This is a genomic window from Stappia sp. ES.058 (genome assembly GCF_900105595.1).
Lineage (GTDB): Bacteria > Pseudomonadota > Alphaproteobacteria > Rhizobiales > Stappiaceae > Stappia.
Window position 1 is genome coordinate 3469592 of sequence record NZ_LT629784.1, and the last position, 25409, is coordinate 3495000.

The 25409-nt window shown below is 65.1% G+C and carries 21 protein-coding genes (1 of these 21 cut by a window edge); 6 read left to right on the forward strand and 15 right to left on the reverse strand.

Features of this window, described 5'->3' with window-relative positions; translation table 11 throughout:
* Positions 1-119 precede the first annotated feature (119 nt).
* From BLU32_RS16085 to BLU32_RS16105, 5 genes are all read left to right on the forward strand, one after another.
* Positions 120-2357 (forward strand): cation-translocating P-type ATPase, encoded by a 2238-nt coding sequence (locus BLU32_RS16085; protein WP_093808606.1) that lies wholly within the window; start codon positions 120-122, stop codon positions 2355-2357.
* Between the two features lie 109 nt (positions 2358-2466).
* On the forward strand, positions 2467-4266 hold the full coding sequence (locus tag BLU32_RS16090; protein ID WP_093808608.1) for an IlvD/Edd family dehydratase: 1800 nt from the start codon (positions 2467-2469) through the stop codon (positions 4264-4266).
* Between the two features lie 123 nt (positions 4267-4389).
* A complete protein-coding gene (locus BLU32_RS16095; protein WP_093808610.1) occupies positions 4390-4671 on the forward strand; it encodes an SCP2 sterol-binding domain-containing protein in 282 nt (93 codons plus the stop codon).
* 126 nt (positions 4672-4797) lie between these two features.
* Entirely contained in the window at positions 4798-5805 is a 1008-nt protein-coding gene (gene denD / locus BLU32_RS16100; protein WP_093808612.1) for a D-erythronate dehydrogenase, read from the forward strand.
* Positions 5806-5865: 60 nt separating this feature from the next.
* Positions 5866-6486 (forward strand): TetR/AcrR family transcriptional regulator, encoded by a 621-nt coding sequence (locus tag BLU32_RS16105; RefSeq protein WP_093808614.1) that lies wholly within the window; start codon positions 5866-5868, stop codon positions 6484-6486.
* A gap of 43 nt (positions 6487-6529) precedes the next feature.
* Here the strand turns inward: BLU32_RS16105 and BLU32_RS16110 are convergent, their stop codons facing one another.
* The 8 genes from BLU32_RS16110 to BLU32_RS16145 form a co-directional block, all read right to left on the reverse strand.
* Complete coding sequence (locus tag BLU32_RS16110; RefSeq protein ID WP_093808616.1) at positions 6530-7933, reverse strand: TRAP transporter large permease; 1404 nt, start codon at positions 7931-7933, stop codon at positions 6530-6532.
* Positions 7934-7943: 10 nt separating this feature from the next.
* The gene (locus BLU32_RS16115) at positions 7944-8564 is read right to left on the reverse strand and encodes a TRAP transporter small permease (protein WP_093808618.1); all 621 of its coding nucleotides are present in this window, start codon (positions 8562-8564) and stop codon (positions 7944-7946) included.
* Between the two features lie 105 nt (positions 8565-8669).
* Positions 8670-9674, reverse strand: a complete 1005-nt coding sequence (locus BLU32_RS16120) for a DctP family TRAP transporter solute-binding subunit (protein ID WP_093808621.1) — start codon at positions 9672-9674, stop codon at positions 8670-8672.
* Positions 9675-10008: 334 nt separating this feature from the next.
* Complete coding sequence (locus BLU32_RS16125) at positions 10009-11361, reverse strand: sigma-54 dependent transcriptional regulator (RefSeq protein WP_093808623.1); 1353 nt, start codon at positions 11359-11361, stop codon at positions 10009-10011.
* Positions 11362-11384: 23 nt separating this feature from the next.
* On the reverse strand, positions 11385-13199 hold the full coding sequence (locus tag BLU32_RS16130; RefSeq protein WP_093808625.1) for an ATP-binding protein: 1815 nt from the start codon (positions 13197-13199) through the stop codon (positions 11385-11387).
* A gap of 49 nt (positions 13200-13248) precedes the next feature.
* Positions 13249-14856, reverse strand: coding sequence for a GMC family oxidoreductase (locus BLU32_RS16135; RefSeq protein WP_093808626.1), 1608 nt, complete (start codon positions 14854-14856; stop codon positions 13249-13251).
* A gap of 133 nt (positions 14857-14989) precedes the next feature.
* A complete protein-coding gene (locus BLU32_RS16140; RefSeq protein ID WP_093808627.1) occupies positions 14990-15736 on the reverse strand; it encodes a tellurite resistance TerB family protein in 747 nt (248 codons plus the stop codon).
* A gap of 75 nt (positions 15737-15811) precedes the next feature.
* Entirely contained in the window at positions 15812-16285 is a 474-nt protein-coding gene (locus BLU32_RS16145) for an Lrp/AsnC family transcriptional regulator (RefSeq protein ID WP_093808629.1), read from the reverse strand.
* A gap of 141 nt (positions 16286-16426) precedes the next feature.
* On the opposite strand from BLU32_RS16145, the gene hppD reads away from it, so the two are divergent.
* Positions 16427-17539, forward strand: coding sequence for a 4-hydroxyphenylpyruvate dioxygenase (gene hppD, locus BLU32_RS16150; RefSeq protein ID WP_093811167.1), 1113 nt, complete (start codon positions 16427-16429; stop codon positions 17537-17539).
* Between the two features lie 91 nt (positions 17540-17630).
* Here the strand turns inward: hppD and BLU32_RS16155 are convergent, their stop codons facing one another.
* The 7 genes from BLU32_RS16155 to BLU32_RS16185 all read right to left on the reverse strand — a co-directional run.
* Positions 17631-19016 (reverse strand): trehalose-6-phosphate synthase, encoded by a 1386-nt coding sequence (locus BLU32_RS16155; protein WP_093808631.1) that lies wholly within the window; start codon positions 19014-19016, stop codon positions 17631-17633.
* A 54-nt stretch (positions 19017-19070) separates the two neighbouring features.
* The gene (locus BLU32_RS16160; protein WP_093808633.1) at positions 19071-20867 is read right to left on the reverse strand and encodes a glycoside hydrolase family 15 protein; all 1797 of its coding nucleotides are present in this window, start codon (positions 20865-20867) and stop codon (positions 19071-19073) included.
* Positions 20864-21619: a trehalose-phosphatase gene (gene otsB, locus BLU32_RS16165; protein WP_208976902.1), complete on the reverse strand. Its 756-nt coding sequence runs from the start codon at positions 21617-21619 to the stop codon at positions 20864-20866. The genes BLU32_RS16160 and otsB overlap by 4 nt, the downstream gene beginning before the upstream one ends.
* 97 nt (positions 21620-21716) lie before the next feature.
* Entirely contained in the window at positions 21717-22865 is a 1149-nt protein-coding gene (locus BLU32_RS16170) for a thiolase family protein (RefSeq protein WP_093808635.1), read from the reverse strand.
* Positions 22862-24307, reverse strand: a complete 1446-nt coding sequence (locus tag BLU32_RS16175) for an AMP-binding protein (RefSeq protein WP_172838580.1) — start codon at positions 24305-24307, stop codon at positions 22862-22864. Before BLU32_RS16175 ends, BLU32_RS16170 begins: the two co-directional genes overlap by 4 nt.
* A gap of 13 nt (positions 24308-24320) precedes the next feature.
* Positions 24321-24878 carry a biotin transporter BioY gene (locus tag BLU32_RS16180; RefSeq protein WP_093808639.1) on the reverse strand — a complete coding sequence of 186 codons (558 nt, stop codon included), beginning with the start codon at positions 24876-24878 and terminating at the stop codon, positions 24321-24323.
* Positions 24868-25409, reverse strand: the 3' portion of a protein-coding gene (locus tag BLU32_RS16185) for an energy-coupling factor transporter transmembrane protein EcfT (RefSeq protein ID WP_093808641.1). 106 nt of this gene lie beyond the right edge of the window; only the last 542 of its 648 coding nucleotides appear in the window; its start codon lies beyond the right edge, outside the window — the gene reads right to left on this strand; its stop codon occupies positions 24868-24870. The genes BLU32_RS16180 and BLU32_RS16185 overlap by 11 nt, the downstream gene beginning before the upstream one ends.

The following is a 25409-nucleotide window of genomic DNA, read 5'->3' on the forward strand; positions in this document are numbered from 1 at the left end:
TGACTGGAAGCCCCATGTGTGGCTTATCCCGGTGCTTCGGCGGGCATGCGCGCACGTATGCCGGCCGGACCCGCCCCAGATGAAAGACGCCCCGCTTCGAAACGGGGCCGGAGACCCCAATGGCCCACGCCACCGTCCCGCAGCCTGCGGATCCCGCACCGACCGTCACCGTGCAACTCGCAATCGGCGGCATGACCTGTGCGGCCTGCGCCGCGCGGATCGAAAAGGTTCTCGGCCGGACGCCCGGCGTCGTGCGCGCGGCCGTCAACCTGCCGCTGGAGACGGCGCAGGTGGAAGCCGGCGCGCAAATCGATACCCAGGCCCTGATCGCCGCGGTGGAAGCGACCGGCTTCACCGCCGAACCGCGCGCCAGCAGCTGGGAAGAGGAACGCCGGCGCCAGGATCAACAGGACGCCCGCGCGCGGGCCGAGGAGAGCACGACGCTTGCCCTGCTCGTCGTCTCGGCGATTGCAACCGCGCCTCTGGTCGCCGGCATGGTCGGATCGACAGTCGGCCTGTCGATCATGCCGCCGGCCTGGGCGCAGGCGGCTCTGGCGACCTTCGTCCAGGTGCTTGTCGGTCAGCGTTTCTACATGGGCGCCTACAAGGCGCTCAGGAGTGGCGGCGCCAACATGGACGTGCTGGTCGTGCTCGGAACGACGGCGGCCTATCTCTACAGTCTGGTCCTGACGGTGCAGTCCTGGCCGGGTGACCCGGGTCACCTCTACTTCGAGGCCTCCGCCGTCATCCTGACGCTGATCCTCTTCGGCAAGCTTCTGGAAGCGCGCGCCAAGCGCACCACGACGGCGGCGGTGCGTGCCTTGACGCAGTTGCGTCCCCTGACCGCGCATCGCCTGCGCGACGGCCAGCTCGAGACCGTCTCGGTCGAGGCGCTGTTCCACGGCGATCAGGTGGTGGTCAAGCCCGGCGAGCGCATGCCCGTCGACGGGCGCGTCATCGGCGGCGAGAGCGAGTTGGACGAATCGCTCGTCACCGGCGAGAGCCTGCCGGTGGCCAAGGCGCCCGGCGACGAGGTGATCGGCGGAACGATCAATGGCTCCGGCGCGCTGACCGTGGAAGCGACCGCGCTCGGTGCCGACAGCAAGCTGTCCGCGATCATCCGCCTTGTGGAACACGCCCAGAGCGCCAAGGCCCCGGTGCAGAAACTGGTCGACCGCGTGTCGGCGGTCTTCGTGCCGATCGTCGTGACCATCGCGGTTGCAACCTTCGCCGGATGGTGGCTGTCGGGCGCGAGCCTTGACGCGACCGTCGGCGCGGCGGTCGCCGTGCTCGTCATCGCCTGCCCCTGCGCGCTGGGACTGGCCACGCCGACGGCCCTTGTCGCGGGAACGGGAGCGGCGGCACGCGCGGGCATACTCATCCGCGACATCGAGGCGCTGGAGGTCGCACACCATGTCGACACCGCCATCTTCGACAAGACCGGCACGCTGACGCGGGGCGAGCCGCAGGTCACTGACGTCCGATCCTTCGACCGCAACGAGGATCGGCTCCTGCTGATCGCGGCAAGCGCGCAGGTGCCGAGCGAACATCCCCTCGCCCGGGCGATGATCGAAGCGGCAAAGGCGCGCGGGCTCGATCTGACCCAGCCGAAGCAGTTCCGCGCCGTGCCCGGTCAGGGCATCATCGCTGAGATCGCCGGCGAGACAGTCGCCATCGGCAACCGCCGGCTGATGGAGACCCAGGGGGTCGATCCCTTCCTGACGCAGCAGATCTCGCGCGAGTTCGAGGCCCAGGGAAAGACCTGCGCAACGATCGCGATCGCGGGCCGCGCCATCGGCGTCATCGCCATGGCCGACACGGTGCGTGACGAGACCCCGTGCACGCTGGAACGACTGGCCGCGGCCGGCGTGGAGACGGTGATGCTGACCGGCGACACGGAAACGGTGGCGCGCGCCGTTGCAGCCCAACTCGGGATCGACCGGGTGATCGCCGGCGTCGCGCCGGACGGCAAGGCGGAAACGGTCGCGACCCTCGTCGCCGATGGCAAGATCGTCGCCATGATCGGCGACGGCATCAACGATGCGCCGGCCCTTGCCGCCGCCAACATCGGCATCGCCATGGGGTCGGGTGCCGAAGTCGCGATGGAAACCGCCGGCATCACCTTGATGCGCGCGCGGCTCGATCTCGTTGCGGATGCGCTGCTGGTGTCGCGCGCCACCGTGCGCAAGATCCGCCAGAACCTGTTCTGGGCCTTCGTCTACAATGTCGTCGGCCTGCCGCTCGCCGCCTTCGGCCTGCTGACACCGGCCTTCGCGGGCGCGGCGATGGCGCTCTCATCGGTCTCCGTCGTTACCAATGCCGCCCTTCTCCGGCGCTGGAAACCGCGCGGCGGTTAAGCGCGGCCGTTTCGCGCGCGGAAGACGGGTCTTCGCACTTGCAATTGCGGCCCTCTGTTTGTCATACAAATAAGAGCCGCACTTTTCCTTCATCGCCGGAGACCAGCATATGTCCGCGAAAGATCCCAAACACTTGCGTTCCCGCGCCTGGTTCGACGACCCGGCCGACCCCGGCATGACCGCGCTTTATATCGAGCGCTACCTGAACTACGGGCTGACCCGCGAGGAGTTGCAATCCGGCAAGCCGATCATCGGCATCGCCCAGACCGGCTCGGATCTCTCGCCCTGCAACCGCCATCACATCGAGCTTGCCAAACGCGTGCGCGAGGGCATTCGCGAGGCCGGCGGCATCTGTTTCGAATTTCCTGTCCATCCGATCCAGGAAACCGGCAAGCGCCCGACCGCCTCGCTCGACCGCAACCTCGCCTATCTGGGTCTCGTGGAGCTGCTGCATGGCTACCCGATCGACGGCGTGGTGCTGACCATCGGCTGCGACAAGACCACACCGGCCTGCCTGATGGCGGCGGCAACGGTGAACATCCCGGCCATTGCCTTGTCCGTGGGGCCGATGCTCAACGGCTGGCACCGGGGCGAGCGCACCGGATCCGGCACCATCGTTTGGAAGGCGCGCGAAATGCTCGCCGCCGGCGAGATCGACTACGCGGGCTTTATGGACCGGGTGGCCTCCGCCGCGCCCTCCGTCGGCTATTGCAACACCATGGGCACGGCCACGACGATGAACTCGCTTGCCGAGGCCCTCGGCATGCAGTTGCCGGGCGCGGCCGCCATTCCCGCCACCTACCGCGAGCGCGCGCAGGTCTCCTACGAGACCGGCAAACGCATCGTCGACATGGTGTGGGAGGACCTGAAACCCACCGACATCATGACCCGCGCAGCCTTCGAAAACGCCATCGTGGTGAATTCCGCCATCGGCGGCTCGACCAATGCACCGATCCATCTCAACGCCATCGCCAGTCATCTCGGCGTCCCGCTCGACAACGACGACTGGCAGGAGATCGGCCACGACGTTCCGCTATTGGTCAACATGCAGCCGGCCGGCGAATACCTCGGCGAGGACTATCACCACGCCGGCGGCGTTCCGGCGGTGATCGCGGAACTGATGAAGGCGGACGCCCTGCCGCACCCGCAAGCACTGACCGTCAACGGCGCGAGCCTTGGCGACAATTGTCGCGATACGGAGAATCTCGACCCGCGCGTGATCCGGCCGATGTCCGATCCGCTGGTGGAAAAGGCCGGGTTCCTCAATCTCCACGGCAACCTCTTCGACAGCGCGATCATGAAGACCAGCGTGATCTCGAAGGAGTTTCGCGACCGCTACCTGTCGAACCCGGACGATCCCGAAGCCTTCGAGGGCCGCGCCGTCGTCTTCGAGGGACCGGAGGACTATCACGCCCGCATTGAGGATCCGGATCTCGACATCGACGAGTATTGCCTGCTGTTCATTCGCGGCTCCGGTCCGATCGGCTATCCCGGCGGCGCCGAGGTGGTGAACATGCAGCCGCCGGCGACCCTGATCAAACGCGGCATCCACGCCATGCCCTGCATTGGTGACGGGCGCCAGTCGGGCACCTCGGGCTCCGCCTCGATCCTGAACGCAGCCCCAGAAGCCGCCGCCGGCGGCGGGCTGGCGCTCTTGAAGAGCGGCGACCGCGTGCGCATCGATCTGCGCAAAGCAACGGCCGACATCCTGATTTCCGACGCGGAGCTTGAAGACCGCCGCAAGGCGCTCGCTGCCGCAGGCGGTTTCAGCTATCCGGACCACCAGACGCCCTGGCAGGAGATCCAGCGCGCCCTCGTCGAGCAGTTCGACAAGGGCATGGTGCTCAAAGGGGCGACGGACTACCGCGACATCGCCCACACCAGGGGCATTCCGCGCCACAACCATTGAGCCCCGTGCCGCCGCCTGCAACAAGGGTTGGTGGCGGCGCATTTTTGTTGATGGTTACGTAAGCGTCATGCTTGGTTGCCACAATCATCCAGGCCTCAGAAACCATCAACCGGGAGACCAGACATGGCACTGAACGAACTCACCGAAGCGATCCGCGGCAAGGTCGCGGACGGCGGCATTTCCGACTCGGTGAAATTCGATTGCGGCGAGGCCGGCGTGATCTTTGTCGAGGGCGCGAGCGTCTCCAACGAGGACAAGGAAGCCGATTGCACGATCCGGATTTCCGAAGACGATCTGGAGAGCCTCCTGGCCGGCGAGCTCAATCCGACCACGGCCTTCATGACCGGCAAGATCAAGGTCGACGGCGACATGAGCGTCGCCATGAAACTCGGCAGCATCGTCTGAGGCAGGCGCACCTTGCCCGCGCGGATGATCGCGCGGGCCGTCGGGTCTTTTCCCCGCGCGCCTCTTGACGGCCTGCGATGCGTGGCCTTCGTATGAACGGGTCGACTGCAGCAGGGAGAAAAACGAATGGTACATGTGCTGGTGACGGGTGCGGCCGGCATGCTCGGCCGCAAGCTCGTCGAGACGCTCGCGCGTGGCGGTCAGCTCCGCGGACGCGAGGTCACCCGCATGACGCTGTCCGACATGGTGGCGCCGCAGCCGCCCGATACGCTCGCCATGCCGGTAACCAGCATCGCCGGCGATTTTTCGCGGCACGGGGCCGCTGAAACGCTCGTCGCGCACAAGCCGGACGTGATCTTTCATCTGGCAGCCGTCGTCTCCGGCGAGGCGGAGGCGGAGATGGAAAAAGGCTACGAGATCAATCTCGACGGCACCCGACGCCTTCTCGACGCGCTGTGCGCCATCGGCGGCGACTATTGTCCGCGCGTCGTTTTCGCATCGTCGCTGGCGGTCTTCGGCGCGCCGCTGCCCGATCCCATTCCCGACACCCACCACCTGACGCCGCTGACCTCCTACGGCACGCAAAAGGCGATGTGCGAACTGCTTCTCGCCGATTACAGCCGCCGCGGCCTGATCGACGGGATCGGCATTCGTCTGCCGACCATCGTCGTACGCCCCGGCCGTCCCAACAAGGCGGCTTCGGGCTTCTTTTCCGGGATCATCCGGGAGCCGCTCAATGGCGAGGAGGCAATCCTGCCTGTTGCGGACGACGTCGCTCACTGGGTGGCGAGCCCGCGTGCCGCGATCGGCTATCTCATGCATGCGGCGTCGCTTGAGACCGACACGCTCGGTGCCCAGCGCAGCCTGACGATGCCGGGCCTGCGCATCACCGTCGCCCAGGAGATCGAGACGCTGGCCCGCATCGCCGGACCGACCCGCACGGAACTGATCCGCCGCGAAGCTGATCCGGTGATCGCGCGCATCGTCGCCGGCTGGCCGCGCAGCTTCGATGCCGCCCGCGCCGAGGCGCTCGGCTTCCAGCGCGACCCGGATTTCGAAACGGTGGTGCGCGCCTATATGGAAGACGCCGGCATCGGCTCCGATTCGGTCGCGGCGGCACCGACCGGCGTGTGACGGCTGCCGCCCGGTCTTTTACCATTGATCGCAAGGCGCCCTGCCGCGCAGTATGGTGCAATGACAGACCACACGCAGGGTTCATCCGCGCAGACCGAGCCGACAGCCGCGCCAGGCACGGCCGGACGGGCGCTCGCCACCGCCAGCGATCTGCTGCGCGCCAGCGGCCCCGACCACGTGACGGTGACGGAAATCGCTCGGCGCCTGGGGATGTCGCACTCCAACATCTACCGGTTCTATTCCAGCAAGGCCGACCTTCTGGATGCGGTGATGGCCGCCTGGCTGGGCGAAATCGAGACGGCGCTCGATGAGGCTCTCGCCTCCGTCTCCGCGCCGGCCGACCGGCTTGCCTCCTATGTCCTGACATTCAGCGACGAGATGCACGGCCGCGCCAGCGCCGACCCTCGGGGCTTTGCCGCCTATGCGGCCCTTTCGGAACGCGCGGAGGCCGCGATGGGTGCGCATGCGACCGCTTGCCGAAAGAGGGTTGAAGCGATCCTCGCCGACGGCATGGCGCAAGGCGTCTTCGCGGACGGCGACGCAAGTGCAGTGGCGCGCGCCATCGACAACGCGACCCTGTGCCTGCGCCATCCCAAACTCGTCCACACGGCAAGATCCCAGGCCTCCGGGGAGGACGCGGAGGATCTCGTCATCCTCATACTGGACGGCATCCGCCGTTGAACGGGCGCGCGGCGCGGACATGGTCCGCGCCGGAAGCGTTCCGCTAGCGATTGGTGACGATCTCCGGCCCCATCAGCGTATAGGGCAGCCAGGTCGACAGGATCGGAACGTAGGTCACGAGCACCAGGAACAGCAGCAGGACCATCACGAAGGGCGCTGCCGCCTTCACGACCTGCACCAGACTCATGCCGGTTATGCCGGATGTCACGAACAGATTGAGCCCGATCGGCGGCGTGATCATCCCGATCTCCATGTTCACCACCATCATGACGCCGAGATGGACCGGATCGACGCCGAGTTCCATGCCGATGGGAAACACCACCGGCGCGACGATCAGCAGCAGGCCGGACGGCTCCATGAACTGACCGCCGATCAGCAGCAGGATATTGACGGCGATCAGGAAGGTGAACCAGGTGAAGCCCGCCCCGACCATCCAGTCGGTGATCGCCTGGGGAATGCGCTCCGCCGTCAGCGTGTGCGCGAACAGGAGCGCATTCACGATGATGAACATCAGCATGATCGTGGTCCTGGCCGCGTCGGTAAGAACCTTCTTGGTTTCGGGATGAAAGCAGCCGGGCAGAAAACAGTACACCGTCAGCCACGTGTTTCGAACGATGGCGGCAAGGATGCTCTCGTCCGGCCGCCGCATCGGAACGCCCTTGAGCGGGCCCATGTCGCGATAGATGAAGATCGCGATCAGGAAGGCATAGACGGCGGCGACGGAGGCGGCTTCCGTCGGCGTGAAAACGCCGCCGTAGATGCCGCCCAGGATGATCACGATCAAGAGCAGGCCGAAACTTGCATCGGCTGCGGACGCGAAGACCTCGCGCATGCCCGCGAAAGGCTGCTTGGGCATGTTCTTGATGCGGGCATTGACATAGATGGCGATCATCAGCATCAGCCCGGCAACGATGCCGGGGATCACGCCGGCAAGGAACATGCGCCCGACCGAGACATCCGTCGCCGCCGAATAGACGACCATGACAATGGACGGCGGGATCAGGATCCCCAGCGTTCCGGCGTTGGCGATGACACCGGCGGCGAACTCCTTGGTGTAGCCGACCTGCCGCATGCCCGCGATGGCGATGGTCCCGATGGCGACGACGGTCGCCGGAGACGACCCCGACAAGGCGGCGAACAGCATGCAGGCGAAGACCGCCGCGATTGCCAGCCCGCCGCGAAAATGTCCGACGACGGCAACCGCAAAGCGGATGATCCGCCGGGCGACGCCACCCGTCGACATGAAGGCCGAAGCCAGAATGAAGAAGGGGATCGCGAGAAGCGTGTAGTTCTGCGAGGCGGTAAACAGCTGGAGCGCCACCGATGAAATGGAATCGGTGGAGAAGAAGGCAATCGTCAAGATGCTCGAGAGGCCGAGCGAGATCGAAATCGGGACGCCGAGAAACAACAGCCCCAGCACCAGGATGAACAAAACACCGGCTTCCATGTGGGGATCCTCAGTCTTTCAGGACGTCTTTGTTCTCGGCGACGAGGTCTTCCGCCTCATGCGCCGCGATCATCAACTCACGTTGGCCGGTGATGATCTGCCAGGTCGCTTGCGCGCAGCGATATGCCAGCAGCGCCAGACCGAAAGGCAGGATGAGATAGGCAATCCAGCGCTGAACCCTCTCCTGAGTGCCGAAGAGCTCCTGGATAAGTTCGGGATAGCGCAGGTCGTCGAGACCGATACCGATCTTGTACATCTTCATCCAGTAGTCGATGGCACCGCCGCGTGAGTTCGCGCCGAAAATCTGAAGCCAGTCGGACGACAGCAGGATCACGGCATAGGCAACGCCGCACAGCCCGCCGAAGATGGCGAAGAAGCGAAACACGGGACGCGGAAACAGGCGGATGACGGCATCGACACCCAGATGCGTGCCGATCTTTATCCCGTAGCTCATGCCGAACAGGATCAGCCAGGCAAACAGGATCCGGGTGAACTCCAGCGCGCCGGTCCATCCGGTGTTGAAACCGTAGCGCGCGACCACCTGCGTGAAAGAAACGAGTGTCATGGCGGCGAGCAGAAAGGCAAGTATGCCTTCCTCCACCCGCGTGACCCAGTCGTCGACGCGTTGCATCGCTTCCCATCCCCAAGACGTTGTTCTTATGGTTCGATGCCCGTGCGGCCGTGCCGCCACAAGCGGGACCGGGAGGGACACGGCGCCCCTCCCGGCTTGATGTCGTCAGCCCGCGGAGTTGGCGGCCTGTGCGGCTTCGATGAGATCGGAGCCGATATCGTCCTGGAACTTCTCCCAGACCGGCTTCATCGCATCGACCCACGCCTTGCGCTGCCCGGCGTCGAGCTCACGGATTGTCGTGCCCGCGTCGATGATCCGCTGACGGTTCGCCGCCTCCTTGTCGGCGACGGCGGCGTTCGCCGTCTTGGTGACTTCGCCGACGATCGTCAGGAACTGATCGCGCACATCCGGCTCAAGTCCGTTCAGCCACTCGTCGGAGGTCACCAAAAGATAGGCAAGGAGCTGGTGGTTGGTTTCCGTGATGCCATCCTGCACCTCGAAGAACTTCTGGGTGTAGATGTTCGACCAGGAGTTTTCCTGTCCGTCGACGACACCGGTCTGCAGCGCGCCATAAACTTCCTTGAAGGCGAGCTTCTGTGCGTTGGCGCCCATGGCCTCGATCATCGCCACGGCGACGTCGGAGGTCTGAACGCGGAACTTCAGCCCGTTGGCATCGCTGGGAACCAGCAGCGGCTTGTTGGCCGAGAACTGCTTCAGGCCCGAGCTCCAGTAGCCCAGACCAAGAAAGCCGACGTCGGTCATGGCGTTGAGCAGACCCTTGCCGGCGTCGCTGTCGGCGAACCGGTCGACCGCTGCAAGGTCCTGAAACAGAAACGGCAGATCGAAAAGACGGTACTTGAGCGTGTAGGCCTCGAACTTCGACAGCGACGGGGCTGCGAGTTGCACGTCGCCGAGCAGCAGCGCTTCCATGACCTTGTCGTCATCGAAGAGCTGGGAGTTCGGAAACACCTGCATGCAGGCCGTTCCGTCCATCTCCTCGTTGACGCGCTTTGCCAGCATTGTCGCGGCATCGCCCTTCGGATGACCGGAGGCCGCGACGACATGGCTGAACTTGATGATCATTTCGCCGTCCTGGCAGTCCTCGGCGAATGCCGGGCCTGCAAAGGCGACACATGCGGCCGCCAGCGCGGCCGTTGCGAATTTCTTCATGGATGTCCTCCCAGACACATGTTTTGCCGCACCCGGCGAAAACGCGGATGCGGTCGGTTGGCCGGCAGGGAGCCGGCGTGTTCGCGCCCCGTCCCTTGCAGGTCTCGTGCCAGCCCTGCCCCACGGGTGTTTTCGTCGCAAACCCGGGCAGCGCCGGCCTGTAAACCGCAGAAACCGCTGCGGCAATGGGTGGGACTCGACACATCACACCCCCGGCAATGGGTTGAAATCGACACGCTGATGAGCTCGAAAGGAAGCGTCGGCTGGCCGATGAAAGCCATGCAGGCGCTCCGACAGGCGACCAGAGTGCGGACCCGTGAACGGAGGCCGCAGCCTAAAGCGCGTTCGGATCCTCGGGATCTTCATCATCCTTTGCCAGGCCGTGCTTGCGGATCTTTTCGTAGAGCGCCTTGCGCGACAGGCCCAGCGCCTCGTAGGTCGCCTTCAGCGTGCCCTCGTTGCGCGCCAGTTCGTCGGAAATCAGCGCTCTCTCATAGGCCGCGACCTTTTCTGCGAGCGTTTGCGCGCCGCCGTCGCCGTCAAGACCCGCCGCGCTTTCCAGCCCGAGCACGAAGCGATCCGCAACGTTGCGCAACTCCCGCACGTTGCCCGGCCAGTCGCGCGCCATCAGCGCCGAGACATAAGCCGGCGTAACATCCGGGATTTCCCGCCGGTAGCGGGCGCGCGCCTCCCGGGCAAGATGGTGAAACAGGAGCGGGATGTCTTCCTTGCGCTGCCGCAGCGGTGGCACATCGACAATCACCACATTCAGCCGATAGAAAAGATCCTTGCGAAACCGTCCTTCGTTTCCCGCCTGTTCGAGCTTGTCCTTCGTCGCGGCAAGAAAGCGCACGTCGAGCGGGACAACACTGTTAGAGCCGAGCCGCTCGATGCTGCGTGTCTCGATCACCCGCAGCAGTTTGACCTGGAGGTCCATGGGCATGGATTCGATCTCGTCCAGAAAGACGGTTCCGCCATGCGCGTGCTCAAGCTTGCCGATTCGCTGTCGCACAGCTCCGGTGAAGGCACCCTTCTCGTGGCCGAACAGCTCGGATTCGATGATTTCGGCCGGCAGCCCGCCGCAATTCAACGCCACGAACGGTCCGTTGCGGCGATGTCCCTCTTCGTGCAGGGCCCGCGCCACCACCTCCTTGCCCGAACCGGTCTCGCCCTGGATCAACACATCGGCGTCGGTATCGGCCAGTGCCGCAATCAGGCTGCGCAGCCGCTCCATCGCGGGTGACCGTCCGACCAGCCGTCCTTCCAGGCTCTTGCGGTCCGCAAGCTGTTCGCGCAGGATCCGGTTTTCTAGAACCAGCCGCCGTTTTTCCAGAGCCCGCTCGATCACATTTGCAAGCCGGCTTACCGGAAACGGTTTTTCGATGAAATCATAAGCGCCGGCGCGCATCGCCTGTACCGCAAGCGGCACATCCCCGTGACCAGTGATCAGGATCACGGGGAGCGCGGCATCGATGTCGAGCACCTGTCGCATCAGTTCCAGACCGTCGGTGTGCGGCATGCGGATGTCTGTTACCAGCACACCGTAGAGATCGCGGCCAAGATGCTTGAGCACACCCTGGGCGCCTGCGAAAGGCATCACGCTGTGGCCGGCGAGCTCAAGCCCCTCGCCGAGCGCTTCGCGCAGGTCCGGTTCGTCGTCAACCAGAAGCACCGTCGCCTTGTCCATGCCCGCCCGTTCTTTCCTCACGCCTACTGCGCAGCATCCCGGACCTGGTCGGCGCGCGGCAGACGCACGATGAAGAGCGCCCCGCCGCGCGCGCCAGCCCCCACGCTGAGGGTACCGGAGAAATCGTGGACGATCTTGTAGGCGATCGAAAGACCCAGTCCCAGTCCCTTTCCGATGTCCTTGGTGGTGAAGAAGGGATCGAACACCCGCGACAGCAACTCCGGCGCGACGCCTGGACCATTGTCCTCCACCTCGATAACGGCACACCCGTCCTGCGCACGGGTGGACAACCACACCGCACCGCCGTCACGCTCCCCCACCGCATCGATCGCGTTTGCCAGCAGGTTCAGGATCACCTGCTCAAGGCGCACATGACCGGCCATTGCCTCCAGTGGTCCGTCGGCGTGACGAACCGAGAGGGTCGCACCCGACTGTTTCAACCGTGGCGACAGCAGCATCACGGCCTCGTCGATCGCCGGCTTCAACGGCGTCGAACGAAACTCCGTGCCGGCGCGGCGGCTGAACCCCTTCAGCACCCGCGAGATCTCCGCCATGCGTTCGACCATGGCGATGATGCGGTCGAGGCCGGCGAGGGTGCGCTCCGGATTGCCCCGCTCGAGGAACTGTCGAGCGTTTTCGGCATTGGAGCGGATCGCGGCAAGCGGCTGGTTGAACTCATGCGAAAGCGCCGCCGACATCTGTCCAAGGGTCGCCATTTTCGCCGCCTGCACCAGATCGGCCTGCATGTTGCGCAACTCCGCCTCCGCGGCCTCACGCTCACGCACTTCCTCGGCCAGCCGACGGTTCGCGGCCGACAGTTCCTTGGTGCGGGAGCGCACACGGCGCTCAAGCCGCAAGGCCGCCAGCCGGTCCTCGCGCATGCGGCGCATCGCCAACTGGCGACGCTCGATCGCAACCCAGCCGATGCCGGACAGCAGCAGGCAGACAAGAACGGCAATCGCGGTGGCCTTCATAGCCTGGGAACGGGCGTCGGTCGCATTCGAAAAGGCAACGATGCGCCAGTCGAGCACGGGAAGACGCCTGGCCATCATGACATGCGGCTCTTGCACCGACCCGTCACGAAGCCCGACCCGCACCGCCTCTTCACCGGAGGCCGCCTCCAGTGTCGCTCTCGCGCCGCTCGACAAGCGGCCGGCGGAGGCAAGAACCTGCGAGAACGTCTTGCCCCGCCAGTCTGCACGATTGGTGGCAACGATCCGTCCACCGGCATCGATTGCCACCAGCGGCCCCTTGCTCAAGGCCCACGCCTGCTCCACCTCCGCAAGCCCGACCCGCACCATGACCGCGCCAGCGACCGAAACCCCGTTTCGCACGCCGGAGGCAAAGAGATAGCTGCCCGGCGCGCCGTCAAAGGCGCCCGGCCGATAGGCGCGTCCGAGCCGTCCCTGAAACGCATCGGTCAACGGAATGGAGGCGAACCATTGCGCGGCAGGGGCACGATACCGCGGCTCCATGTAACTCGACGCGATCAGATTGCCGGTATCGTCGAGAAAGGCGACTTCCTGCGCGCCGGACATGCCGGCGACGACGGCGGCGACGCGCTCCCCCTGCGCGCGGTCGCGCGTGCCGATCAGCGACTGGATATCCGGCCGCAGCGCAAGCAGCGGCGGCAACAGACGGAACTTGTCGAGGTGGCGCTCCAGGGTCGCGGTCTGAACGGACAGAAGCGCCTGGGTACGCGTCTCCACCTCGGCAATGAACAGCCGCGTGCCCGCCGTCCACGTCATCCAGCCGATGCCGAGCGTGATCGCGGCCGCCGCAACCACCATTCCCGGATACAGCGCGCCGCGCCATGCCTTGCGTGTGAAGAACCTCATCGACGGAGTTTAGGCAGACGTTGCGGAAGGAACAAACCCTTCCGTAACGTCATTCACGCCGATCCGCACGGATCATGTCGGCCGCCCTTTCGGCAATCACCATGGTCGGTGCCGCCGTGTTGCCGGAGGTGATCGCCGGCATCACCGACGCATCGGCAACGCGCAAGCCGCCGAGACCGCGCAGCCGCAGCCGTTCGTCGACGACGGACCCCTCGTCCGCGCCCATCCGGCAGGTGCCGACGGGATGAAAGATGGTGGTGCCGATATCGCCGGCGGCACGCGCCAGGTCTTCGTCGCTGTTCACCGCCGATCCGGGAAGGTGCTCCACCGGCGAATAGCGCTCCAGCGCCTGGGCCTGCATGATCCTGCGGGTCAGCCGGATGCTGTCGGCCGCGACCTTGCGATCGCCCTCCGTCGCCAGGTAGTTCGGCCGGATTTCCGGCTGCGCGCGCGGGTCGGCCGACGTGATATGGACATGCCCGCGGCTTTCCGGGCGCAAATTGCACACGCTTGCGGTGATCGCCGGGAAGGGATGAAGCGGCTCGCCGAAACGATCGAGCGACAAGGGCTGCACATGATACTCGATATTGGGGGTCTCGAACGCCGGGTCCGACCGGGCAAAGACGCCGAGCTGGCTCGGCGCCATCGACATCGGACCGGAGCGCTTCAGCGCATATTCGGCCGCGATTTTCGCCTTGCCGAACCAGGTGGAAGCAAGCTGGTTGAGCGTCGTGGCGTTTTTGACCTTGAAGATCGTGCGGATCTGCAGATGATCCTGGAGATTGGCGCCGACGGCGGGGCGGGCGCACAGGGGAGCAATGCCGTGGCGGGAGAGAACCGCCGGGTCGCCGATCCCGGACAGCTCAAGCAGTTGCGGCGACCCGATGGCGCCGGCGGAAAGCACAACCTCGCCATCGACCCGCGCCCGGGCAGGCTCCCCGTCGACGGCAAGCATCACGCCCGTGACGCGGCCCTCGGATACTTCGAGCCGCGACACCTGCGCCTTGCTGAGGACCCGCAAGTTGGGCCGTGAGGCAGCCGGGCGCAGGAATCCCTTGGCCGCCGTCCAGCGCACGCCGCTGCGCTGCGTCACCTGGAAATAGGACGAGCCGAAATTGTCGCCGCCGTTGAAATCCTCGACCTTCGGGATACCGACCTCCGCGCAGGCATCCTGCACGGCATCGAGAATTTCCCATGACAGCCGCTGCTGTTCGACCCGGGTTTCGCCGCCCTGGCCGTGCATCTCGTCGGACCGCTCGTAATGGTCCTCGCCGCGCCTGAACAGCGGCAGCAAGTCGTCCCAGCCCCAGCCGGTCAACCCCATCTGGCGCCAGCCGTCATAGTCGCGCGCCTGGCCGCGCATGTAGATCATGCCGTTGATCGACGAGCATCCGCCAAGCACCCGTCCGCGCGGATAGGACAGCGTGCGCCCGTTCAGTCCCGGATCGGGCGCGGTCTTGTAGCCCCAGTCGGTACGCGGATTGCCCATGCAATAGAGATAGCCGACGGGAATGTGGATCCAGATGTAGTCGTCCTTGCCACCCGCTTCCAAAAGCAGCACGCGCACGTCCGGATCAGCGGAAAGGCGGTTCGCCAGCACGCAGCCGGCCGACCCCGCCCCGACGATCACATAGTCCCAATGTCCAAGATCCTGCATCACGCCTCCCGCCCGACAATCGGGCTATAGGAGGCACAGCCGCGCCCGTCCGGTCAAGACCGACGAACGAAGGCGCTCCCCCCGGGGGTGGAGGACCCGCAACGCGTCATCGCCGCCCCCCGCGACCGGCACGCTACGCGCCGGCCTCCATGCGCTCGGCCTCACGCACCGCGTATTCGATCTCGTCGACCAGACCAGCCTCGAGACCAAGCCGCGCGGCCAGCATCTGCAGATAAGCCTTTTCCGCCGCGTGATCGGGATCGATGGCAAGCCGCGAGGCGGCGTAGATCTCCGCGGCCGTTTCCGGGCTGCTCGCTCCGGCCACGACCTTGTCGAGGTCGAGAGGCGCGCGCAGTTCGTCCATCAGGAAGGCCTTCGCCTCGCTGTCGAGGCCGGCCTCGTCGATCTTGTCGAAGATCCGGTCCTGCTCCGCGCGGTCGACATGGCCGTCCGCCTTGGCCGCCGAGATCATCGCGGTGAGGAGCGTGACGGCAAAGGCATTCTCGCCTCCGGGCTGTTGCGCCGGGTCGAAGGCGGTGCCGCGTGGTGCCTCGAGCGGGATCGGCTCGTCGCGCGGAGGCGGCTGGGTGCCCTGCTGGTTGGCGCGATATCCCTGATACGCCTTGTAGGCAAGGCCCGCGACCAGCGCCATGCCGCCATAGGTGACCGCCTTCTTGCCGATCTTGCGACCGCTCTTGGTGCCGAGCAGAATCCCGGCGAGACCGCCGGCAAGCGCCCCGCCGGCAAGACCGCCGGCGTTTCCGCGCACATAGTCCTGCCCGCGCGTCAGATAATCATCACGACCGGAGCCGCCTTGCTGGCCGCCGCCGCCAGCACCTGACCCAAGGAATTCATCCAGCAAGCGTTTCGCGTCGAACATATGCGCGTCTCTCCGGTCTGTCGGGTTTCGTCAAACGGGACATGGGAACGCAAGGAGGCCGCTGCAAGCGCCGGATTACATGGCTGCGGGGAATGGCAGGAGATTGTCGTCCTTCAGTGTTTCCATGGCGATGGACGAGCGCACATTGCGCACCGAATCATGCGGCAGCAGTTCCTCGTTGATAAACCCGGCAAGGGCGGCCAGATCCCGCACCACGACCTTGAGCAGATAGTCCATGTCGCCGGTCATCACATGCGCTTCCTGCACCTCCGGCAGGCCGCGCACCAGATCCTTGAAACGCCGCGCGTTCTGTCGGCTGTGCGCGTCGAGCGCGACCCCGACAAAGGCCACCACCGTGAAGCCCACCGACGCGGGGTCGATATCGGCCCGGTAGCGGCGCAACACGCCGCTCTCCTCGAGCCGCTGCCGGCGACGCGACACCTGCGACGCCGACAGGCCGATGCGCTCGCCGAGCTGCTGGTTCGTGACCGCGGCGTCATCCTGCAAGAATGCGAGAATTCTCGTATCGAACCCGTCTATTTCAATCATTTAATGCACCACGTATCACATTTACGCACATTTTGTGCATTCTGGCCGTCGACGCAAGCGCCTTTGCACACATCGTGCACGGTGGATCTGGCACACTCGGATGTGAGATTTGCAATCGCGAGCACCAACGAGGAGGACACCATGGGACCGTTTCCGCACGACGCACCCCCGGCGAAGATCACCGATGACAACCCGGCCGGAACGGACGGCTTCGAGTTCGTCGAATTCGCCCATCCCGAGCCGAAAAAGCTCGATGCGCTGTTCCGCCGGATGGGCTATGTCCCTGTCGCGAAACACAAGACCCGCAACATCACCCTCTATCGTCAGGGCGACATTACCTATGTGCTGAACGCGGAACCCGGCTCCTTCGGCATGCGCTTCGTCGATGAACACGGCCCCTGCGCCCCGTCGATGGCTTGGCGCGTCGTCGACGCGAAACACGCCTTCGACCACGCGGTGGCCAAGGGCGCGACGCCCTACGAGGGCGACGACAAGACGCTCGACGTTCCCGCCATCGTGGGTATCGGCGGGTCGCTGCTCTATTTCGTCGACACCTACGGCACCGGCGGCACGGCCTATGACGCGGATTTCGAGTGGCTGGGCGAGCGCGATCCGAAGCCCGAGGGCGTCGGTTTCTATTATCTCGACCACCTGACCCACAATGTCTTTCGCGGCAACATGGACAAGTGGTGGGACTTCTACCGCGACCTGTTCAATTTCAGCCAGATCCACTTCTTCGACATCGACGGCCGCATCACCGGCCTCGTCAGCCGCGCGATCACCTCGCCCTGCGGCAAGATCCGCATCCCGCTGAACGAGTCCAAGGACGATACCAGCCAGATCGAGGAATATCTGAAGACGTACAAGGGCGAAGGCATCCAGCACATCGCCGTCGGCACGGACGACATCTACGAATCGACCGACCGGCTGGCGGGCAACGAGCTGAAGTTCATGCCCGGCCCGCCCGACACATACTATGAGCGCTCGCACGAACGCGTGCAGGGCCACGACGAACCGATCGACCGCATGAAAACGCACGGCATCCTGATCGACGGCGAGGGCGTGGTGAACGGCGGCTCCACCAAGATCCTGCTGCAGATCTTTTCCAAGACGGTGATCGGGCCGATCTTCTTCGAGTTCATCCAGCGCAAGGGCGACGAGGGCTTCGGCGAAGGCAATTTCCGCGCCCTGTTTGAATCGATCGAGGAAGACCAGATCCGCCGCGGCGTGATCGGCGCGGACGCGGCCGAATAAGCGCGGCGGTCAAACCGGTTCGCACAAACAAAAAAAGGGCGCGGCCGAGGCCGCGCCCTTGGTGTTTCCGAAGCTTCGCAGGGCATCCCCCTCACGAGTTGGCGTGCCCGAAGGCCTTGAGCGTGTCCAGAAACGACTTTGCCCAGGCGGCCGCGTCGTTTTCCTGAATGCGGTCGAAAATTGCCTGCCAGCGGTCGCGACGCTCGTCGAGCGGCATGTTGAGCGCGGTCTGCAGCGCTCCCGCCACCCCTTCCGCCGAATAGGGATTGACGATCACCGCCTCCGGCATGCCTTCCGCCGCGCCAGCAAAACGCGACAGCACCACGACACCGGGGTCTTCCCCCCGCTGGGCCGCGACATATTCCTTGGCAACGAGGTTCATTCCGTCACGCAGCGGCGTGATCAAAGCAATCCGGCTTGCCCGGTAGATGCCGGCAAGCGCGCGCCGGGTGAAGCCGCGCGTCATGTAGCGGATCGGCGTCCAGTCGAGATCGGCGAACCGGCCGTTGATATTGCCGGTCAGTTCCTCCAGTTCGCTGCGGATATCGGCATAGGCATAGAGTTCGGAGCGGGACGGCGGCGCGACCTGCATCATGCTGACCCGCCCCCTGTTTTCGGGGTAGTCTTCCAACAGCCGCTCGAAAGCACGAAACCGTTGCGGCAACCCCTTGGAGTAGTCGATCCGGTCGACCCCGATGATCTGGTGCCGCCCGGCAAGCAGCTTCTCGATCCGGTGCGTCTGGCGGCGGGCCTCGACAGTTGTCGCCTGGCGCGCGAAGCCGGCCGCGTCGATCCCGATGGGAAAAGCGCGCGCCGCCACCTGGCGGCCGTCTGCAATCAGCGTCTCGTCCGGTCCCTCGGGGACCCCCAGCTCTTCGACGACGAAGCGGCGAAAGTTGGCGGCATCGCGCGTCGACTGAAAGCCGACGACATCATAGGCCAGCATGCGCCGGGCGAGCGTTGCCGCATTCGGCAGTGCCGCCAGCACCTCCGGGGCGGGAAAGGGGATATGCAGGAAGAAGCCGATGGGATTGTTGACCTCCATTCCCCGGAGTTCCGCACCGAATGACAGATAATGATAGTCGTGCACCCAGATGGTGTCCTCGGGCTCAATCAGGGGGCGCAGCCGCGAGGCGAAGCGCTCGTTGACCCTCCGGTATCCATCCTCGAGACGTCGGTCGAAGACCGCGAGATCGAGCCGGTAGTGCAACACCGGCCAGAGCGTCTTGTTGGCGAAGCCGACGTAGAACTCGTCATGATCGGCCTGGGTCATGTCCAGGGTCTGGAGCGAAACCTTCTTGTTGCCGCCGGTCTTGAGATTGCCGAAGGTGCCTTCCTCGGAGATCTCGCCGCTCCAGCCGAACCAGATCCCGCCGGTGGCGTTCAGCGTGTCGACGAGCGCCACCGCCAATCCGCCGGCCTGCCCCGTGTCCTTCAGCGGGCCGACACGATTGGAAACGACGACGAGGCGCGACATGTTCGTTCTCCTTGCTCGCCGCCGGTCCCGAAACGCTTTCGGCCCTGTGCGGCATCAAACCAGACTGTCCCAGCCATCCGACAGGCGCATCGCGCCGTTGATGATCCCGACCATCGAATAGGTCTGCGGGAAGTTCCCCCACATCTCGCCGGTCTGCGGCGTCGTATCCTCCGACAACAGACCAACGTGATTGCGGCAGGCAAGCATCGCCTCGTAGATCTCCCGGGCTTCTTCCTTGCGGCCGATCCGCGCCAGCGCGTCGATGTACCAGAAGGTGCAGATGTTGAAGGCATTTTCCGGCGCACCGAAGTCATCCGCCGCGTGATAGCGAAACAGGTGGTGGCCGCGCTTCAAACTGTCGCCGATGCGTTCCACCGTCGCGACGAAGCGTGGATCCTTCGCCGGCAGGAAACCGACCTCCGCGATGAGCAACAGGCTGGCGTCGAGATCGTTGCCCTCGAAGCTTTCAACGAATGCACCGACCTTTTCGTTCCAGCCGCGCTTCAGAATCGTGGCCCGGATCTGCTCTGCGCGTTCGTGCCAGTGGCGGGCGCGTTCCGCCCTGCCGAATTGCCCGGCGATCTTGGCCAGCCGGTCGCAGGCCGCCCAGCACATCAGCGAGGACGAGGTGTGGACGCGCGCGCGCGTGCGCAATTCCCACAGTCCGGCATCCGGCTGGTCGTGCATGGCAAACGCCCGTTCGCCGATGACCTCCAGCCGCTCGAAGTCGTCGATGCCCGGCTGGTGCAGCAGGCGCTTGTCGAAAAACGCCTGCGAGGCACCGAGCACGATGTTTCCGTAAACGTCGTGCTGGAAATGTTCATAGGCCTGGTTGCCAACGCGCACCGGTCCCATGCCGCGATAGCCCGGCAGGTCGACAGTGGTCTCCGTCAGCGTCTTTTCCAGCGCGATCCCGTAAAGCGGCTGCACGTGATCGCCATTGGTCATCGAGGCGATATTGTTGATGTAGCGCAGATAGTTTTCCATCGTCTCCATTTCGGAGAGCGAGTTCAGCGCCCGCACCACGAAGAAGGCATCGCGCAGCCAGCAATAGCGGTAGTCCCAGTTGCGTTCGGTATTGGCCGCCTCGGGAATCGAGGTCGTGACCGCGGCGACGATCGCGCCGGTCTCCTCGTAGGTGCACAGTTTCAAGGTGATGGCGGCGCGGATGACCGCTTCCTGATACTCCAGCGGCAGACCGAGACGGCGCGTCCAGGTGCGCCAGTAATGGGTCGTCTGCTCTTCGAACTCGCGGCACAGCAGGTCCGGATGGTTCGTCAGGCTTTCATCCGGACCGAGATAGAAGGACAGCGGCCCGTCGATCAGGAACGGCGTTTCGTCGCGCACATAAGTGACCGGCGCATTCGTCGTCAGCCGCAGGGTCAGGCCGTTGGCGACAAAGCGCACATGGTTGGATCCGAAGGTGACCTCAGGTTCCCGCGAGCCATAGGCAAAGCGTGGGCGGCACCGCACACGGATCCGGGGATGACCGGCAATGACCCGCACCCGGCGCACCAGCGCATTGGGCCGGAACATGCGTCCCTTGGCGTGGAACCGTGGCGCGAAATCGGTGATCTCGATGGCGTTTCCGGAGGAATCAAACAACCGCGTCACGACGACCGCGGTGTTTTCAACGTAAGCCTGCTCGCTGCGCACGACGCCTTCAAGCTCGATGGCAAAGGCGCCGTCGCCCTCCTCTCCCCGTGTTCCAAGCAGGGAATGAAACACCGGATCGCCGTCGAAACGTGGCAGGCAGCACCACACCACGCGGGCCATCCGGTCGATCAGCCCGGCGAAGGAGCAATTGCCGACAATCGCAAGGTCGAGGGATTGCGGAGGAGTTGGAATCATTCACGGTTCCTTTTGGGGTGCGCGTGGGAAGGGACGCCGCCGGCCAGCCATCGGTGAACACCCTCGACGTCGGCGATCCGAAAGCGGGCAAGGCTTTCGGCATCGCCAACCTTGATCCCGAAGCCGCCAATGGCCTCGGTAATGCGGATGCCGTCCTCGTCGGTGGTATCGTCGCCCACGAAGACGGGCGTGCGCCCGGCAAATGGAGCCCGCTCCATGAAGGTGGTCACCGCCCACCCCTTGTCGCGATAGGCGGGCTTTGCCTCCACGACCATCTTGCCATGCACGAGATGAAGGTCGGGGAGCTCGGAAATCGCGTCCTGCATCACTTCCAGCACCGCCTGTTCGCAATCGGGTGCGATCCGGTAGTGCACCGCAAGAGCAGCCCCCTTGTCCTCGATCGACACGCCCCGCCCGATCAGCCCGCTGCCGGACAGTGCGGCCTTCAGGATCGCAAGCTCCGGCCCGACCGGCGCGCCTTCGATCTCGTCTTCGGAATGAAACCGGGTCTGAAGACCGTGCAAGCCGGCGGCGGGCAGCGTCAGGGGATCAAGAAATCCGTCGATCTCGCGAATCGGCCGGCCGCTGACGATTGCAACGGCTCCGCCGAGTTGCGTCATCAGGCCGGCGAGCGTGTCGACAAGTCCATTGGCGGTCCTCACCCCGTCCGGGGTCGGAGCTATATCCACCAGGGTTCCGTCGAAGTCGAGGAACAGGGCGAAATCATCGGAGACGGGCGGTGGCATGTTCATCATGCCAAGCCTACGCAAACTCATGCGGGATGAGAAGCGGGCGGAAGAGCATTTTCGCAGGTGCACAATTTTCCGCCATGCCCCGGGCGGGATGTCATCATGCCCTTGCGGATTGAAGCAGAACCGCAGTGCCGAGACCACCCGCGCTGGCAATCGCTGCGAGCCCGAGGCGTCCCTCGTCCTCCCTGCACAACTCGTGAAACAATCGCACGGCGAGAATCGCGCCCGAGGCGCCGATCGGGTGTCCGCGAGCCAGTGCCCCGCCGCTCCGGTTCACCGCAAGCGGATCAAGACCGAGCCCCTCGACACAGGCGATTGCCTGCGCGGCGTAGGCTTCCATCACTTCCGATACGCAAAGGGCATTCAAGGCAATCCCGCTGCGGGCGGCAAGCTTTCGACCCGCGACAACCGGTGCAAGACCGGGAAGACCGGGATCGCATCCAGCCGACGCCGCGGCGACGAAGCGGCAGACGCGCTCCCTTTCGAGATCGCGCAGCAGGCGGGCGGACACAAGGCAGACGAAGGCCGCTGCGTCGGCGGAGACCGCAGCTGTCGCGGCACGGATCGGGACGCCGCTTTTTGTTGCAAGAACGCGCGACCGGCGGCAGGTCGCCGGCGTCAGCCGGCGCATGTAGGAATCGCGCGCACCACCCGGAACATCGACGAGTTCATCAAAGAACCGCCGCATCTGTTCGGCCCGTAAGGCCTTGGCGTGGCTTTCCACCGCCCAGGCCGCTTGCCGCGCCTCGTCGATCCCCGCCTCGAACGCCAGCGCAGCGGCGGCGCTCGCCATGTCGGGATCGCGCTCCGGCCAGGGCGTGAACGGCGGGCGCGTGTAGGGCTGCGGCGACACCGCCCCGTCCCGGTCGACCGCATGTCTTTGCGGCGCGCGCGAATAGCTTTCCGCCCCGCCGGCCAGAATGCAGTCCGCAGCCCCGCTTTCGATCAGGCGCGCCCCGAGCACGATCGCATCGAGACCCGAACAGCACTGACGGTCGATCGTCAGGGCGGGTGTCTCCTCGCCGAGACCGGCAAGCAAAGCAGCACGGCGGGCAGGGTTCCCGCCTCCGTGGAGCCCGTTGCCGACGATGATCTCGTCGACACGCGCGGCGGGCAGGCCCGCGGAGTCAAGCACGCTGACAAGCACCGGAGCCGCGAGAGCATCCACATCCAGGCCGGAAAAGGCACCCCCGCGCGGGACCACGGCACTGCGTCTTGCCGAAACCAGATAAACGGCTTCACTCATGCGCCGTCTTCCAGCTCTGCGACCCGACGTGACAGCGCAACAAGATCGGGCTTGCCACCGGCGGTGAGCGGCCAGTCGTCCAGCATGTAGAACGCCCTCGGCACCTTGATCGGATCGAGATGCGCCAGGCAATGGCGTCGCAGCGCGTCGGGCAGCAGGGGAGATGCTGTGTTTTCCGGGCGTAAAGCCGCCACGATACGCTGCCCCCGCAAGGGGTCGGGCCTTCCGAAAACGGCACATGCGCCGACGTTATCAGCATTGAGAAGCACTGCCTCGATTTCCTCGGCAAACACATTCACGCCGGCGCAGACCAGCATGCGCGAGCGACGCCCGCGCAGGTGCAATGCACCGGTGGCGTCAACATACCCCCAATCGCCAACGCTCAACCACTTGCCGTCGCGCAGGGTATCGGGATCCTCCCCATAGACATATCCGTCGAACGTCATGTCACTCGAAACATGGATCAGACCGGTCTCGCCGGCGGGAAGGCTGCGCCCCGCATCGTCGCGGATATCGAGACAAACGCCATCGAAGGGACGCCCGACGGAGGTTGGCGGATCACCGGCGCTGCGCGTGGAAATGAAGCTCGTTTCCGATGTGCCATAAAACTCGTGAAACCGCGCGCCGCAAAAGACGTCGGCGGCATCGCCGCCCACGCCATGCCACTTTGCACCGCTCAGGAGAACCCGCCGCACGTCCGGCAACCGCACACCCTGCGCGCGGGCGCTGCGCACCAGAAGGTCGAGCTGCGTCGGTGTTGCATACAACACGGTGGACCGCGCCGATCTCAGGGTGTCAAGGATGCTGCGCGGCTGAAATCTCGGGAAAAGGTCGAGGCGGGCGCCCAGATGGAGGGCATGCAACGCCCCGAAGAGATGCAGACTGTGGGACAGGCTGCCGGGAACGGCGATCCGGTCGTCGCACGTCAACCCGAAGGCCGCCTCGCAGGCAGCAAAGCTGCGCAGCCAGGAGCCGTGCGAGCGTTGAAAGGCCTTTGGGCGGCCGGTCGAACCGGACGTCAACCCGACATAGAACGGATCAGACGCTGTGGGGGAGTGCGCTTCCGCGTCAGCAACATCGATCTCGCGCCTATGGACTCCGGGCAAAGCCGCGGCGTCGTCCAGTTCGGCAAGCGACCAGAACCGAAACGAAAGCGCGGCACTGAGGTCCGCCGCCGGAAACCCTGTCTGATTTGGGTCCGCCACGACAGCCACGCGACCGCTGCGCGCAACCGCAAGAACCAGGCAGATCGCCTCGAACGGCTGGCGTGGTGACAGGCCGATCCGCGCGCGCGACCCCGTGAGGTTTCCCAGGGCCTCTTCGAGGCGGCGTGAATTTTCAAGAAGCTCGCGCCAGGAAAGACATGCGTCGCCGCACGCCAGCGCAGTCTCGCCGCCGCGCAGACTTGCATGGTGTCCGAGCGTATCGCCGACAAATCCCATCAGCCGGCGGCGGTCACAAGCGCGACAGCAGCGCATCGGGACGCCCGCGCGCGATCGCCTGGGCGATCACGGCGACGCCGAACGCCTTGACAAGGTCTCCCGGGAGATAGACCAGCGAGACCAGTGCCGCCTGCGCAATCGGCAGATCGGCGAAAAACGCGATGCCGGGGATACCGAACGCATAAAGCACCCCGATCCCGCCGATGTTGGCTGCGGCAAGACTTGCGGGAAAGACAGGAGAGGCCTTGAAGATACGCATCACCACACCGCAGACGAATGCCGCGACAGGGAAACCGATGATAAAGCCGGCGGATGGCGAGAGAAACACACCAGGTCCGCCGCGCCCGCCCGGCAACAAAGGCATGCCGACGGCGAGGAGAAACAGGAAAAGCAAGACGGCCGCAGCCCCCCGCACCGGCCCAAGCACCACGCCCGCCAGCATGATCCCGAGACTTTGCAGGGTGACCGGAACGCCGCCGCCGATCGGAAGCGTCAACCCCGGAACAACGCCAAGCGCCCCCACAACGGCGGCAAAGATCGCGATATAGACGAGACTTCGGTCAGCCGTCATGACGAGGCCTGTTTCCTGTGATTGCAAGATTGTCCGGTTGCGGATCGACCCCGCCACGCGCAGCCAGGGCTTCCGCCACATGATCGGCGGCATTTAGGGCCTGAAGACACAAGGGTGCAACCACTTTGAACCGTCCGGGCCGTCCGCTTCGCGCACGGTGCGCCTCCGAGAGTTGTGCACCCAGGCCGGCCAGCACCGGCACGAACCGCAACACCAGCGCAATGGCGAGAGCGACCCGCGTCTCGGAAAGTCCGATGACACGCAACGGGCGCAACAACGGCCGCAGTGCCTCGATCACCGCGTCCATCCGGCTGGTGAGCGTGACAAGATACGCAAGCAGGATCAGCGTCGCGAGCCTGAGAACGACGACCGTGCCTGTGCTCCGGGACACCAGAAGAACATGGGCGACGAAGATGAACAGCAACACTGGCAGCAATGTCTTGAGACTTGCAAGGGCGTGAAAGCCCCGAAGGCCGAGACTGGCATAGAGCGCAAGCACGAGTGTAAGGCAGATCCCGAGAACAAACGGAT

Bases quoted from the DNA above. Each gene is read 5' to 3' on its own strand.
- denD (WP_093808612.1), top strand. From the start codon at position 4,798: ATGGTACATGTGCTGGTGACGGGTGCGGCCGGCATGCTCGGCCGCAAG.
- BLU32_RS16125 (WP_093808623.1), bottom strand. From the start codon at position 11,361: ATGGACAAGGCGACGGTGCTTCTGGTTGACGACGAACCGGACCTGCGC.
- BLU32_RS16115 (WP_093808618.1), bottom strand. From the start codon at position 8,564: ATGCAACGCGTCGACGACTGGGTCACGCGGGTGGAGGAAGGCATACTT.
- BLU32_RS16145 (WP_093808629.1), bottom strand. From the start codon at position 16,285: ATGATTGAAATAGACGGGTTCGATACGAGAATTCTCGCATTCTTGCAG.
- BLU32_RS16155 (WP_093808631.1), bottom strand. From the start codon at position 19,016: ATGTCGCGCCTCGTCGTCGTTTCCAATCGTGTCGGCCCGCTGAAGGAC.
- hppD (WP_093811167.1), top strand. From the start codon at position 16,427: ATGGGACCGTTTCCGCACGACGCACCCCCGGCGAAGATCACCGATGAC.
- BLU32_RS16135 (WP_093808626.1), bottom strand. From the start codon at position 14,856: ATGCAGGATCTTGGACATTGGGACTATGTGATCGTCGGGGCGGGGTCG.
- BLU32_RS16140 (WP_093808627.1), bottom strand. From the start codon at position 15,736: ATGTTCGACGCGAAACGCTTGCTGGATGAATTCCTTGGGTCAGGTGCT.
- BLU32_RS16180 (WP_093808639.1), bottom strand. From the start codon at position 24,878: ATGACGGCTGACCGAAGTCTCGTCTATATCGCGATCTTTGCCGCCGTT.
- otsB (WP_208976902.1), bottom strand. From the start codon at position 21,619: ATGAACATGCCACCGCCCGTCTCCGATGATTTCGCCCTGTTCCTCGAC.
- BLU32_RS16160 (WP_093808633.1), bottom strand. From the start codon at position 20,867: ATGATTCCAACTCCTCCGCAATCCCTCGACCTTGCGATTGTCGGCAAT.
- BLU32_RS16170 (WP_093808635.1), bottom strand. From the start codon at position 22,865: ATGAGTGAAGCCGTTTATCTGGTTTCGGCAAGACGCAGTGCCGTGGTC.
- BLU32_RS16120 (WP_093808621.1), bottom strand. From the start codon at position 9,674: ATGAAGAAATTCGCAACGGCCGCGCTGGCGGCCGCATGTGTCGCCTTT.
- BLU32_RS16110 (WP_093808616.1), bottom strand. From the start codon at position 7,933: ATGGAAGCCGGTGTTTTGTTCATCCTGGTGCTGGGGCTGTTGTTTCTC.
- BLU32_RS16095 (WP_093808610.1), top strand. From the start codon at position 4,390: ATGGCACTGAACGAACTCACCGAAGCGATCCGCGGCAAGGTCGCGGAC.
- BLU32_RS16130 (WP_093808625.1), bottom strand. From the start codon at position 13,199: ATGAGGTTCTTCACACGCAAGGCATGGCGCGGCGCGCTGTATCCGGGA.
- BLU32_RS16175 (WP_172838580.1), bottom strand. From the start codon at position 24,307: ATGGGATTTGTCGGCGATACGCTCGGACACCATGCAAGTCTGCGCGGC.
- BLU32_RS16085 (WP_093808606.1), top strand. From the start codon at position 120: ATGGCCCACGCCACCGTCCCGCAGCCTGCGGATCCCGCACCGACCGTC.
- BLU32_RS16105 (WP_093808614.1), top strand. From the start codon at position 5,866: ATGACAGACCACACGCAGGGTTCATCCGCGCAGACCGAGCCGACAGCC.
- BLU32_RS16090 (WP_093808608.1), top strand. From the start codon at position 2,467: ATGTCCGCGAAAGATCCCAAACACTTGCGTTCCCGCGCCTGGTTCGAC.